Below are 13,577 nucleotides of genomic sequence, written 5' to 3'. Positions count from 1 at the left end.
CTCCTTATTTCAGGCAACGCTCTATGCCGGCCGCGTTGCGTTGATAAATACCCCGTCGGGTGTATGTGATCGTACAACTGCTTGCGCTATGATGTCGGCTGTCTTTCAAGGTGAAACACAGGGCATGACAGAGCAACAGGTACAGGCAAAGACCCGGCGCAAGCCGCGCAGTCTGGCCCAGGAACTGGTCACGGTGCTGACCGAGCGTATTCGCAGCGGCCAGCTCAAGCGCGGCGACAAGCTGCCGACCGAATCGCAGATCATGGCCGAGGAGGGCGTGAGCCGTACCGTGGTGCGTGAGGCGATCTCGCGGCTGCAGGCCGCCGGGCAGGTCGAGACCCGCCACGGCATCGGCACCTTTGTGCTGGACACGCCTGCCACGGGGGGCTTTCGCATCGACCCGGCCACCGTGGTCACGCTGCGTGAGGTGCTGGCGGTACTGGAGCTGCGCATCGCCCTGGAGATCGAGTCGGCAGGCCTTGCGGCGCAACGGCGCAGCGATGAAGAGCTGGCAGGCATGCGTGCGGCGCTGGACGAACTCAACGAGGGTGCCGCCCATGCCACCGATGCGGTGTCGGCGGACTTCCAGTTCCACCTGCGTATCGCCCAGGCCAGCGGCAACCACTACTTTGCCGACATCATCAACCACCTCGGTACCAGCATCATCCCGCGTACCCGGCTCAACTCGGCGCGCCTGGCGCATGATGACCAGGCGCACTACATGGGCCGATTGATGCATGAGCACGAGGCGATCTACGAAGCCATCGCCCGAAGCGACAGCGAAGGGGCCAAGATGGCCATGCGCATGCACCTGAGCAACAGCCGTGAGCGGTTGCGCCAGGCGCATGCGGAGGCTGAGGCGCAAGGGGTTTGAATTCACCGGTGGCTGTGCTGGCCCTATCGCCGGCGAGCCGGCTCCCACAGATACCCCGCTGCTCTCAAGCTCAGCGCTAACCCAGTGGGAGTCGGCTTGCCGGCGACAGGGCCGGTAAATCCAATGCAAGACTCAAAAGAAAGCCCCGCAAATACGGGGCTTTCATCGCATCAGGGCGTTCAGATCGCCCCGTCACTCCACTGCCCATTCACCAACCGGCGCAGGCCCAGCGGGTTGTTGTCACGCAGTGCCTCAGGCAGTAGCGACTGCGGGTAGTTCTGGTAGCACACCGGGCGCAGGAAGCGGTCGATGGCCAGGGTGCCGACGGACGTACCACGGGCATCGGAGGTGGCCGGGTAAGGCCCGCCGTGGACCATGGCGTCGCACACTTCCACACCGGTCGGGTAGCCATTGATCAGGATGCGGCCAACCTTTTCTTCCAGCAGCGGTACCAGCCAGGCAAATGCTTCGAAGTCTTCGGGCTCACCGATCAGCGTGGCGGTCAGCTGACCGCGCAGGCCGAGCAGGGCGGCGCGCAGCTGCGCGTTGTCCTGAGCTTCAACGGCAACGGTGGTCGGGCCGAACACTTCTTCCTGCAGCAGCGGGTCGGCGTCCACCAGCAAACGGGCATCCGCCTTGAACAGTTGTGCCCGCGCCTGGCTACCTTCCTGAGGCTGGCCTGCCAAGTGTTCGATGCCAGCGTGGGCCTGCAGGTGCTCCAGGCCGCCCACGTAGCTGCGCAGGCCACCGGCGTTGAGCAGGGTCTGGCCGGCTTGCTGGTCCAGGTGCTGGCCGAGGTCGGCGAGCAACTGGCTGAACTGTGGCGATTGCAGGCCGATCACCAGGCCCGGGTTGGTGCAGAACTGGCCAGCACCCAGGCACACGGAACCGGCGAGCTCGCGGGCAATGGCGTCGCCACGCTTGGCCAGCGCGCCCGGCAGAATGATCACCGGGTTGATGCTGGACATCTCGGCGAATACCGGGATGGGTTGCGGGCGTTCGGCGGCCATGCGGCACAGAGCGTCCCCGCCCTTGAGCGAGCCGGTGAAGCCGACCGCCTGGATGGCAGGGTGCTTGACCAGCCACTCACCGACGCCACCGCCAAACACCATGTTGAAGACGCCCTTGGGCATGCCGGTGCGTTCGGCAGCGCGGACGATGGCCGCACCGACCAGGTCGGCCGTGGCCATGTGCCCGCTGTGCGCCTTGAACACCACCGGGCAACCGGCGGCGAAGGCTGCAGCGGTATCACCGCCTGCGGTGGAGAAGGCCAGCGGGAAGTTGCTGGCGCCGAACACGGCGACCGGGCCCACGCCGATGCGCATCTGGCGCAGGTCCACGCGGGGCAGCGGCTGGCGTTCGGGCAAGGCCAGGTCGATGCGGGCACCGAGGTAGTCGCCACGGCGCAGCACCTGGGCGAACAGGCGCATCTGGCCGCTGGTGCGGCCACGCTCACCTTGGATGCGCCCGGCGGGCAGGGCGGTTTCACGGCAGACCACGGCGACGAAGGCGTCGTCCAGCTCGTCCAGTTCCGCCGCAATGGCGTCGAGGAACTCGGCACGACGCGCCGGGGCCAGCTGGCGGAATTCGGCAAAGGCCGCTGCCGCCGCTTGGGCCGCTTGATCCACCTCGGCCTCGGTGGCTTGGGCGAAACTGTAGGGCAGGGCCTCGCCAGTGGTGGCGTCCAGGCTCTGCAGGCGTTGCTCGCCAGCGGCGCTGCGCTGGCCGGCGATGAAGTTGTGGCCAAGAATCTCAGGCATGGTGTGCTCCTGTGTGTGGAAGGGTTGATCAGTGGGTGTCGCATGACCTGTGCAAGCCGGCAAGCTGGCTCCCACAGGCGGGCGTGCGCCATTGAAGTACCGGGCAAGGCCGAACCATCAGGTGATTGGCGCCGGATTGAACAGGGTGATGTCGTTGTGCAGCCGGTGTTGTTCTGCCCAGGTCTGCTTGCGGCCGCTGGCCACGTCCAGGTAGTAGTGGAACAACTCCCAGCCCAATTCCTCGATGCTTGAGCGCCCACTGGCGATGCGCCCGGCGTCGATGTCGATCAGGTCCGGCCAGCGTTGGGCCAGTTCGGAACGGGTGCACACCTTGACGACCGGCGCCATGGCCAGGCCGTACGGGGTACCGCGGCCAGTGGTGAATACGTGCAGGTTCATCCCGGCCGCCAACTGCAGGGTGCCGCAGACAAAGTCGCTGGCGGGCGTTGCGCAGAAGATCAGGCCCTTGCGGTTTACCCGCTCGCCCGGCCCGAGCACGCCTTGGATGGCGCCACTGCCGGACTTGACGATCGAGCCGAGGGATTTTTCGACGATATTGGACAGGCCGCCTTTCTTGTTGCCTGGCGTGGTGTTGGCGCTGCGGTCGGCCGCACCTTGCTGAAGGTAGCGGTCGTACCAGTCCATTTCGCGCACCAGCGCATCGGCGACTGCCTGGTTTTCGGCGCGGGAGGTAAGCATGTAGATGGCGTCGCGCACCTCGGTCACTTCCGAGAACAGCACAGTGGCGCCGGCCCGCACCAGCAGGTCGGCGGCATAGCCCAGCGCCGGGTTGGCGGTGATGCCGGAGAATGCATCGCTGCCGCCGCACTGCATGCCCAGGATCAGCTCACTGGCCGGTACGGTCTCGCGGCGGCGCTTGTCGAGCTTCTGCAAGCGCGTCTCGGCCAGGCCCATGATCTGCTCGATCATTTCAGTGAAGCCAAGGCTGGCATCCTGCAGGCGATACAGCCAGGGCTCGCTGAGGTCTACCGACGGGTCGTTGTCGTGCATCACCTGGCCGGCCTGCAGTTTCTCGCAGCCCAGGCTGATGACCAGCGCTTCGCCACCCAGGTTGGGGTTGCGTGCCAGGTTGCGCACGGTGCGGATCGGGATGTAGGCATCACGGGCGTTGATCGCCACGCCGCAGCCATAGCTGTGGGTGAGGGCGACCACGTCATCGACATTGGGGTATTTGGGCAGCAATTCGCTGCGGATGCGCTTGACTGCATGTTCCAGCACACCGGTCACACACTGAACGGTGGTGGTGATGCCCAGGATGTTGCGGGTACCGACGGTGCCGTCAGCATTGCGGTAGCCCTCGAAGGTGAAGCCATCCAGCGCAGGCAGGGGCGCAGGTACGGCATCGCAGCGCGGCAGGCTGTCCAGTTCCGGGGCAGACGGCATGGCCAGTTGGCTCTCCTGCACCCAGCTGCCCTGGCGCAGGTCTTCCAGGGCGTAACCGATGATCTGCCCATAGCGCCGCACCGGCTCGCCTTTGGCGATGAGGACGGTGGCCACTTTGTGGCTCTGCGGCACGCCTTCTACAAGGGTCAGCCCATCGGGGAAGCGCGCGCCTTCGCCCAGGCCGCCATCGTTGACCACTACCACGACGTTATCGTCCTCGTGCAGGCGGACGTAGCGGGGCGAGTCGGAATGTTCGATCAACTGCATGTTCGGGCCCTGTTTGTGATGGTCTCAGGCTTTGTACATCCGCCCGCACCGGGATTGCCGGCGCGGGCGTGTTCACTCAGTGACGTGCGCTGGCCAGCTCGCCCGGGGCGGCAGGCTCAGCGTCTGGCTTTGCATCCTCACGCAACTCAATACGCTTGATCGGCCCGACGATGACCAGGTAGCTGAACACCGCTACCAGGGCGTTGGCGCCCACGTACACCAGCGCCCACTTGAACGAACCGGTCGCGCTGATGATGTAACCAATGACGATCGGGGTGGTGATCGAAGCAATGTTGCCGAAGGTGTTGAACAGGCCGCCGGACAGCCCTGCGATCTGCTTGGGCGAGGTATCGGCGACCACGGCCCAGCCCAGTGCGCCGATGCCCTTGCCGAAGAAGGCCAGGGTCATGAAGCCGACCACCATCCATTCCGCCTCGACATAGTTGCAGAAGACCATGGTGGTCGACAGCAGCAGGCCACAGACGATCGGCAGCTTGCGCGAGAAGGTCAGCGAGTTGCCACGGCGCAGCAGCCAGTCAGACAGTACCCCACCGAGCACTCCGCCGATGAAGCCGCAGATTGCCGGCAGCGAGGCGATGATGCCCGCCTTGAGGATGGTCATGCCGCGCTCCTGCACCAGGTACACCGGGAACCAGGTCAGGAAGAAGTAGGTGATGGCGTTGATGCAGTACTGGCCCAGGTATACGCCCAGCAGCATGCGGCTGGTCAAAAGTTGCTTGATGTAGCCCCATTTAGGGCCGTCATTGCCGCGCTTCTGGTCCATGTCCACCAGGCCGCCGTTCTGCTCGATGTGCTCAAGTTCGCTGGGGCTGATGCGTGGGTGTTGGCGGGGGTTGTAGATGGTCTTCAGCCACACCATGGAGAACACGATGCCCAGTGCACCCATCACCACGAATACGTGCTCCCAGCCGAAGCTGAAAACGATCCAGCCCATGATCGGGGCGAACAGTGCGGTGGCGAAATACTGCGCCGAGTTGAAGATCGCCGATGCTGTGCCACGTTCTGCCGTGGGGAACCAGGCCGCAACGATGCGGGCGTTACCCGGGAACGATGGTGCTTCGGCAAAACCAACCAGGAAACGCAGGGTGAACAAGGTGACGACCGCCCAAGCCACTGGCAGGCCGCCGACAAAACCCTGCAGCAGGGTGAACAGCGACCAGGTGAAAATGCTGAAGGCGTAGACATTCTTGGAGCCGAAGCGGTCCAGCAACCAGCCACCAGGAATCTGGCCGGCAACGTAAGCCCATCCGAAGGCGGAGAAGATATAACCGAGGGTTACGGCGTCAATGCCGAGGTCCTTCTGCAGGCTGGAGCCTGCGATGGCGATGGTGGCGCGGTCGGCATAGTTGATCGTGGTCACCAGAAACAGCATGAACAGGATCAGGTAGCGCACATGCGTCTTTTTAGTCGCTTGCATGCTGGTAATACTCCCACTAGTTATTTTTGTGCGGGCTCACGAGTTGTAGCCGGAGTGGGGTGGCCCACTCCGGGTGCGGCGATGGCAGGCCGCGGGGGCCGCTTATTGCGGGCCCATCTTGTCCATCAGGGCTGCGAGCATTTCGTATTCTTCAGCGGTCAGGTCGGTCAGCGGCGTACGCACCGGGCCTGCGTCGTAACCGGCGATCTTCGCGCCTGCCTTGACGATGCTCACGGCATAACCGGCCTTGCGGTTGCGGATGTCCAGGTATGGCAGGAAGAAGTCGTCAATCAGCTTGCCAACGGTGGCGTGATCGTCGCGGGCGATGGCGTGGTAGAAGTCCATCGCGGTCTTGGGGATGAAGTTGAACACCGCCGAGGAGTACACCGGCACACCCAGGGCTTTGTAAGCGGCAGCATACACCTCGGCGGTCGGCAGGCCACCCAGGTAGCTGAAACGGTCACCCAGGCGGCGACGGATCGACACCATCAGTTCGATGTCACCCAGGCCGTCCTTGTAGCCGATCAGGTTAGGGCAGCGTTCGGCAAGCTTTTCCAGCAGGTCGGCGTTCAGGCGGCAAACGTTGCGGTTGTATACCACCACCCCGATGTTGACCGATTTGCACACCGCTTCGACGTGGGCGGCGACACCGTCCTGGCTGGCTTCGGTCAGGTAGTGCGGCAGCAACAGCAGGCCCTTGGCACCCAAGCGCTCGGCTTCCTGTGCGTATTCGATGGCCTGGCGGGTGGAGCCACCGACGCCGGCGAGGATCGGTACAGACGTGGCGCAGGTGTCGACGGCGGTCTTGATTACCTGGCTGTACTCGCTGGCGGCCAGGGAGAAGAACTCACCGGTGCCACCGGCGGCGAACAGGGCGCTGGCACCGTACGGGGCAAGCCATTCCAGGCGCTTGATGTAGCCAGCCTGGTTGAAGTCGCCCTGGGCATTGAAGTCTGTGACCGGGAAAGACAGCAGGCCGTGGGAGAGGATGGATTTCAGTTCTTGTGGATTCATTGTTATTGGCATCCTGTGGCGCTTGGGTGAAGGGTGTTGTTTTGCGTTGGAGGTAAGTTATCGTACAACTAGTGGGATGACTAGTCCCTCTGCGGAAAATTTTTACGGCACTTGGCCTATCGGGGGATTTGTGATGAGGCGGAATCGTGCGCAGCTCGCGATGCGCAGCGCGGCGGCGCTCAGGATCCCAGGCGCAGAAAAGCTAACGACAACCAACTAAACAGTCATCGTATCTCTTGGGGGGTGAAAAAGATCGCGGAGACAGGCGCAAGCCCGCCGCCCGCATCCACGGGAAGTGTTCTGGGACCAGCAGAGGGTGACCGGGGAAGCGGGGGGCGGCCTTGCGCCGCCCCGCGATCAAAACTGACGAAGCTGAGTGTCAGGCGGCCTGTTGGCGCTTGATCTGGGATTTGCGCACCTGGGCGCGGCAGGCATCGCCGAAGGCCTGGAAGATCTTGATCGAATCAGGGTTCTTGGCCGCTTGCCACTCCGGGTGCCACTGTACGGCGAAAAGGAACGGCGAAATGCTCGGGGCGTGAATCGCTTCGACCAGGCCGTCTTCGGCGTGGGCGATCGGTTCGATGCCGGTACCCAGGTTACGCAGGCCTTGGCCATGCAGCGAGTTGACGCGGATCTCGTCGGTGCCAAGGGCGTCGTGAAGCCAGCTGCCCGCCTTGATCTTCACGCCATGCACCTGAGCGTATTGCACGTCGACCGGATCTTCCGGGTTTTCCCGGTGGTCGTTGTAGCCTGGTTCGGCGTAAACCTTCTGGTAGATATCGCCGCCCAGGGCGACGTTGATTTCCTGCATGCCGCGGCAGATGCCGAAGATGGGCAGGCCACGCTTTAGCGCTGCCTTGACCAGCGGAATATCGAACAGGTCGCGGTTGACGTCCTGGCCTTTGCCTGGGGTCTGGTTTTCCTGGCCATACAGGCTCGGCTCGATGTTGCTGCCGGCACCGGTCAGGTATACGCCGTCGGCCATGTCCAGATAGGTCTCGAGGTCTTCGGTGCCACAGCAGGTGGGCACAAGTACCGGGACGCAATCAGCGAAATCGACCAGCGGGGTGATGTATTTGTGGGTCATGACCTGGTAGTCATGGCCTTTGCGCTCTTGGCTGCCCATGGTCATCAGGACGACGGGTTTGCGCAGGGAAGGTTGCTTGTTGCCAATGTTGCTGTTGGACATATGTCACCTTATGGCAGGTTCGACCTGCCGTTGTTGTGCAGGTGCACGGCGCGGGGCCTGGTGTGCTACCTGAAGCCCCGAGCACTGCCGGCTCGTCAGAGGCGACGATGCCGGTCGGGGCTTGTAGATAGCTTGCCAGAGCCGTTCGATATGTCAAACGACTGAAATGGGCTGAAGCGCCTGAATTCGGGGGCTGAAACCCTTGCGAGCCTCAGGCGGCAAGGGTTTGACAGGGGGTGAGGTCAATTATATTTAACGACGCAGTTGGGTCATTGCAGCCGTGCAATGAAGGGGGCAGTGGCTTCAATGAAGGATCTGCGCCAGGAAACTTTTGGCACGTGCAGTGCGCGGCTGGTTGAAGAACACCTGCGGCGGGCTGTCTTCGATGATCTGCCCGCCTTCAAGGAACAGCACCCGCTCGGCAACCTGCCTGGCAAAGCCCATTTCATGGGTAACACAGAGCATGGTCATGCCGGTGCCCGCCAGTTGCACCAAAACATCCAGCACTTCAGCGACCATTTCCGGGTCCAGCGCCGAGGTCGGCTCGTCGAACAGCATGATCCGCGGCTTCATGCACAAGGCGCGGGCGATCGCCACCCGCTGCTGCTGGCCGCCAGAGAGCTGGCTGGGGTATTTGTGCGCCTGGCTTTCGATGCCGACCTTGCACAGGTACATCCGCGCACGCTCCTCGGCGTCCTTGCGGGACAGGCCGCGCACGCTGGTGGGAGCCAGCAGGCAGTTGTCGAGCACGCTCATGTGCGGGAACAAGTTGAAGTGCTGGAACACCATGCCGATGTCGCTGCGTACCTGGGCGGCCTGGCGCGTGCTGCCGGCGAGGTCGGTGCCGGCTACCTGGACGCTGCCTTGTTCGGCAATTTCCAGGCAGTTGATGCAACGGATCAAGGTGGACTTGCCTGAGCCGGAGGGGCCGCACAGCACGATGCGTTCACCTTCGCGCACCTGCAGGTCGATGTCGCGCAATACATGGAAAGCGCCATAGTGCTTGTTCAGGCCCTCGATGCGGATCAGCACCGGGCGTGGGTCGTTTTCAGGGGCAAGGCTGGCAACGCTCAAAGGGGCGGTCATGTTGTTGTTCTCCCGCGTGGTGTCAGTTGAAACGTGCCGCGCTGTAAGGCGCAGGGTCGGTGAAAGGGCGCTCGCCGGTGAGCAGTTCAGCCACCAGGCGACCGCTGACCGGGCCCAGCGTCAGGCCGTGGTGCGCGTGGCCGAAGTTGAACCACAGGCCCTTGTGCCGTGGAGCCGGGCCGATCACGGGGCGCATGTCCGGCAGGCAGGGGCGACGGCCCAGCCAGGGGGTGTCGTCCAGGCGCTCACCCAGTGCCGGGAACAATGTGCGCGCCAGCGCTTCGCAGCGCTTGAGCTGAATTTCGTTGCCTGGGGCGCTGCTGGCGGCGAACTCGATGCCGGTGGTAAGGCGTATGCCGGCGGCCATCGGCGCCAGTACGTAGCCGCCCTGGGTGTCGCAGATCGAGTGCTGCAACTGAGCGCCGTCACGGGTGGCGTAGTGCATGTGGTAGCCGCGCTTGATACCCAGCGGGATCGTGTAGCCCAGGCGCTCATAAAGGTCGGCCGACTGTGGCCCAAGGCACGCCACCACTTCGCCGGCGGTGACTGGCCCGCGCTGGCTTTCGACCCGCCATTGGCTGCCGACCTGGCGCAGGCTGCGCGCATCACCGTGCAGGAACTGCCCGCCGCGCTGGACGAACAGCGCAGCATAACCACGGGTGAGGGCGCCGGGGTCGTTCACGGTCTTGGGGTCGAGCCAATGGATGCCGCCGACTACGGTGCTGTCGAGCTGGTGCTCGCGTGCCTGCAGTTGCCCGCGTTCGAGCAGTTCGTAGTGCAGGCCATAGCGCGCAAGGCCCTTGACCTCGGCCTTGGCCTGCTCGAATAACGCCGGGTCGCGGTACACCTCGATCCAGCCCTTGGCCTGCACCAGCCCTTCGAGGCCGGCGGCGGCGATCAGGGCGTCGTGCTCTTCTACGCAGCGTTGTACCAGCGGCAGCATGTCGGCCGCGGCCCCGGCCAGCCGCCCCGGTGCCGACTGCCGCCAGTAGCGCAGCAACCAGGGCGCGGCCTTGGGCAAGTGCAGCAGGCTGTAGCGCACGTCCGGCTGGCGGTTGAGGCCATAGCGCAGCAGCTTGCCGAATTGGCGGGGGAACGCATAGGGGATGACACTGGAGCGTTCGATCAGCCCGGCGTTGCCATGGCTGGTGCCGCAACCGGGTTCATTGCGGTCGATCAGGATCACCTGGCGCCCGCGTGCCTGCAGATGCAGCGCGGTGCTGACGCCGACGATACCGGCGCCCAGGACAAGGGTCTGGCAATGCATGATTGTATCCTTCGGTCAGTTCAGGTGGCGGCCCAGGCGGGCCTCCAGGTGTTTCAGCAGGCGCCGCACCAGCTCGACGATCACCAGATAAAGGACGGCGGCCCACAGGTAGATCTGGAAGTCGAAGCTTCGCGAGAACGCCAATTTGGTCACCCCCATCAGGTCGTAGATGGTCACCAGCGAGGCGATGGCGCTAGCCTTGATCATCAGGATCAGTTCGTTGCCCAGCGGGCCGATGGCCACCAGCAACGATTGCGGCAAGATGACCTTGAAGAAGGTGGTGGAGCGTTTGAGGTTCAGAGCCCTGGCTGCTTCATACTGCCCTGGCGCCACGGCCATCAGGCTGCCGCGGAAGATTTCGGCCTGGTAGGCGGCCGTGTTCAGGGTGAAGGCCAGCAGGGTGCAGAGCCAGGCTTCGCGGAAGAACCACCAGAGGCCGACGTCCTGCCAGAACCCCTTCAGCGACCCAAGCCCGTAGTACAGCAGGAACAGCTGTGCCAGCAGGGGGGAGCCACGGAAGAAATAGATGTAGCCGGCCGCCAGGCGCTGCAGCGGCAGGTTGCGCGACATCCGGGCCAGCGCCAGCAGCAGGCCGAGCACGGCGCCCAGGGTGAAGGAAATCGCTACCAGCTTGGCAGTTACCAGCAGCCCGTCGATGAACCGTGGCCCGTAGCGCTCCAGCAGGTCGGGGTCCAGTACCAGGCTCAGCCATTGTTCGGCACTCATGCGCGTGCTCCTTGCAGGTGGCGGTTGCTGCGCCGTTCGATGTAGGCGAACACCCGCCCCGATAGCGCCGAGAACAGCAGGTAACCCAGGCAGGCCACCCCGTAGAAGAACATCGGCTCTTTGGTCACGCTGACCGCAAGGTTGGTCTGGCGCATCAGGTCGACCAGCGAGATGGTCGATACCAGCGAGGTATCCTTGAGCAACGACAGCCAGTTGTTGGAGAGCCCCGGCAGGGCGATGCGCGTCAGTTGTGGCAGTACCACCTTGAAGAAGGCGGTGCGCTTGCCCAGGCCCAGTGCCGCACAGGCCTCCAGCTGGCCTTTGGGCAGGGTCTTGAAAGCAGCCAGCCAGATCTCGCTGGAAAAGGCGGCGAACACCAGGCTGAAAGCGATCATCGCCGCGAGGAACGTATTGATCAGGAACTCACCTTGATAGCCCATGGCGGCCAGCAGTTGCTGTGCGCCGATCTGGCAACCGTAATAGATGATCAGCAGGGTCAGCAGCTCGGGCAGGCCGCGGAACACGGTGGAAAATGTGGTTGACCAGGCACGCGGCAGGCGCTTGCGCGAGCGCGCCGCCAGGGCCACGACAAGGCCCAGAGGCAAGCCGATGGGCAGGCAGGCGAGGGCCAGTGACACGGTCACCAGCGCGCCTGCCAGCAGCGCCTGGCCCCAGCCACCACTGGCGAAGGACAGCAAGGACAATTGATCGAGCATGACATATCCCTAGAATTGACTGCTCCACGCGCGAGCGCTGTAGGAGCGGCCTTGCGTCGCGAAAGGGCTGCGCAGCAGCTCCACAGATTCCAGTGGCGCTGCACAAGCCTGGGGCCGCTTTGCGGCCCTTTCGCGACACAAGGCCGCTCCTACGGAGGAGCGCGTCGTTGCAGGCGGAATCAGTTGTAGATATCGAAGTCGAAGTACTTGCTGGCGATTTTCTGGTAGGTACCGTTGGCGACGATTTGCGCCAACGCGGTATTCAGCCGCTGGCGCAGTGCTTCATCGTCCTTGCGCACGGCGATGGCGGCATCGGCCTTGGTGCCGGCCACGTCACCCAGCACCTTGCAGCAGTCCTGGCCGTTCTTGTTCATCCACTCGTGCAGCGGGAACTTGTCGGCGATCACCCCGTCCAGGCGGCCGGCGGCGAGGTCGGCATTGGCCTCGTCCATGGTCGGGTAGAGCTTCACGTCAGCGCCCGCCTTGGCATACACATCTTCGGCATAGATCGCCTGGGTCGAGGACGACTGGGCACCCACCGTGTAGCCTTCGAAGGTGTTCTGCGCATCACTGATCTTGCTGTCCTTGGCCACGGCGACGGTCAGCGGGGTGCGGTAGTAATGGTCGGTGAAGGCGATTTTCTTGCGGCGCTCCTCGGTATCGATCATCGAAGCCACCACCGCATCGTACTTGCGTGCCATCAAGGCCGGGATGATGCCTTCCCAGTCTTGCGCCACCAGGGTGCACTCGACTTTCATCTGCTCGCACAGAGCGTGGGTGATGTCGATGTCAAAACCGTGCAACTGGTTGTCGGCATCCACATAGTTGAAGGGCGGGTAGGCCCCTTCGGTGGCGAAGCGCAGGGTTTCGGCGCTGGCGTTAGCCGCCAGCAGCAGGGCACATGCACCCACCATAGCCATGGTCTTGTTCATCTCGCACCTCTTGCACTCTTGCTATTGTTGTTTTCCCGTCGTGTAGCCGACGAATTCGTTATGTAGAGCGGCAGTCGCTTCCAAGCGTTTTTCAACATCAGGCCCGAGCTTCTTGCAGACCTCGTTGACCATCAGGTGCACCCACGACAGCATTGCCGAGGTGGACTCCCAGAACAGATTGAATTCGGTGGGGATGCGGAACACCTCGTCGGCATTGGCATCGGCCCAGTCGCAGAAGGTGTCGGTCACCAGCGTGACCGGGATACCGGCCTGGCGTGCCTTCTGGCACAGCAGCAAGGCATGGCGGGAATAGCGGCGTGCCTCGAACACCACCAGCGCGCTGTTTTCCGGGCGCCCGAGCAGCACCTCGCCGAAGTGCCCGGCACTGCCATCGACCACCTGGACGCCGTCGCGCAGGTAGTGCAGCAGGTGGGCCATGCACTGGGCCACACCACGCTCGGTCTGAAAACCGGCAATGAATACCCGCGGCCTGTCTGCCAGGCGCTGGGCGGCTATGTGCCAGGCCTCGCTGCGGCTGTATTCGTGCACCCGTACCAACGCGGCAATTTCCAGTTCAAGGCTGCCTGCGCGGGTGTTGTCGTCGTGCTGCTGGCGGTATTCCTGCAGGCGGTCTCCCACCAACCATGGGCCATCACCCAGGTCGCTCTGAAGGTCTTGCTTGAGCGCCTTGAGATGGGCATAACCGAGTGAGCGGCAGAAACGCCCGACACTGGATTCGCTGACGCCGAGCTTGGCGGCAATGCTGGCTGAGGTCTGGAATGGCAATTCCTGGAGATTGGCGAGCATGTAGCTGGCGATCTTGTGGCCTGAAGCAGTCGCGGCTTGCAGGCTGTGTTCCAGGCGTTGTTTGATCGGTTGGCTCATGCTGTTGCTCCAGGCGAGG

The 13,577-nt window shown here is 63.6% G+C and carries 12 protein-coding genes; 1 reads left to right on the top strand and 11 read right to left on the bottom strand.

All coding sequences use genetic code 11. The annotated features are described in order from the left end of the window. The first annotated feature begins 124 nt into the window (after positions 1-124). Positions 125-874 (top strand): FadR/GntR family transcriptional regulator, encoded by a 750-nt coding sequence (locus BLX42_RS21545; RefSeq protein WP_046786073.1) that lies wholly within the window; start codon positions 125-127, stop codon positions 872-874. Positions 875-1,053: 179 nt separating this feature from the next. Here BLX42_RS21545 and BLX42_RS21540 read toward each other — a convergent pair whose 3' ends face one another. The 11 genes from BLX42_RS21540 to BLX42_RS21490 form a co-directional block, all read right to left on the bottom strand. Beyond that, positions 1,054-2,634: an aldehyde dehydrogenase (NADP(+)) gene (locus BLX42_RS21540; protein ID WP_046786074.1), complete on the bottom strand. Its 1,581-nt coding sequence runs from the start codon at positions 2,632-2,634 to the stop codon at positions 1,054-1,056. Positions 2,635-2,751: 117 nt separating this feature from the next. Continuing rightward, a complete protein-coding gene (gene garD / locus BLX42_RS21535; RefSeq protein WP_161872570.1) occupies positions 2,752-4,305 on the bottom strand; it encodes a galactarate dehydratase in 1,554 nt (517 codons plus the stop codon). Positions 4,306-4,381: 76 nt separating this feature from the next. Then, complete coding sequence (locus BLX42_RS21530) at positions 4,382-5,743, bottom strand: MFS transporter (protein ID WP_115274677.1); 1,362 nt, start codon at positions 5,741-5,743, stop codon at positions 4,382-4,384. A 102-nt stretch (positions 5,744-5,845) separates the two neighbouring features. After that, positions 5,846-6,757, bottom strand: a complete 912-nt coding sequence (kdgD, locus tag BLX42_RS21525; protein WP_161872569.1) for a 5-dehydro-4-deoxyglucarate dehydratase — start codon at positions 6,755-6,757, stop codon at positions 5,846-5,848. A 379-nt stretch (positions 6,758-7,136) separates the two neighbouring features. After that, complete coding sequence (locus BLX42_RS21520; protein WP_046786078.1) at positions 7,137-7,946, bottom strand: gamma-glutamyl-gamma-aminobutyrate hydrolase family protein; 810 nt, start codon at positions 7,944-7,946, stop codon at positions 7,137-7,139. Positions 7,947-8,249: 303 nt separating this feature from the next. Further along, the gene (locus BLX42_RS21515) at positions 8,250-9,032 is read right to left on the bottom strand and encodes an amino acid ABC transporter ATP-binding protein (RefSeq protein ID WP_161872568.1); all 783 of its coding nucleotides are present in this window, start codon (positions 9,030-9,032) and stop codon (positions 8,250-8,252) included. Between the two features lie 22 nt (positions 9,033-9,054). Continuing rightward, complete coding sequence (locus BLX42_RS21510) at positions 9,055-10,299, bottom strand: FAD-binding oxidoreductase (RefSeq protein ID WP_046786080.1); 1,245 nt, start codon at positions 10,297-10,299, stop codon at positions 9,055-9,057. 15 nt (positions 10,300-10,314) lie between these two features. Further along, on the bottom strand, positions 10,315-11,025 hold the full coding sequence (locus BLX42_RS21505) for an ABC transporter permease (protein WP_161872567.1): 711 nt from the start codon (positions 11,023-11,025) through the stop codon (positions 10,315-10,317). After that, complete coding sequence (locus BLX42_RS21500; RefSeq protein WP_161872566.1) at positions 11,022-11,741, bottom strand: ABC transporter permease; 720 nt, start codon at positions 11,739-11,741, stop codon at positions 11,022-11,024. Before BLX42_RS21500 ends, BLX42_RS21505 begins: the two co-directional genes overlap by 4 nt. A gap of 179 nt (positions 11,742-11,920) precedes the next feature. Beyond that, positions 11,921-12,673 carry a transporter substrate-binding domain-containing protein gene (locus BLX42_RS21495; RefSeq protein WP_046786083.1) on the bottom strand — a complete coding sequence of 251 codons (753 nt, stop codon included), beginning with the start codon at positions 12,671-12,673 and terminating at the stop codon, positions 11,921-11,923. A gap of 21 nt (positions 12,674-12,694) precedes the next feature. Next, on the bottom strand, positions 12,695-13,558 hold the full coding sequence (locus BLX42_RS21490) for a MurR/RpiR family transcriptional regulator (protein ID WP_046786084.1): 864 nt from the start codon (positions 13,556-13,558) through the stop codon (positions 12,695-12,697). Positions 13,559-13,577 lie beyond the last annotated feature (19 nt).

Origin of the sequence: Pseudomonas sp. SG-MS2 (assembly GCF_009933855.1) — a bacterium.
In the GTDB taxonomy this organism is placed as follows: Bacteria; Pseudomonadota; Gammaproteobacteria; order Pseudomonadales; family Pseudomonadaceae; genus Aquipseudomonas; species Aquipseudomonas putida_E.
Note: the sequence above shows the minus strand (reverse complement) of the source record. Positions and strands in the feature narration are given on the sequence as shown.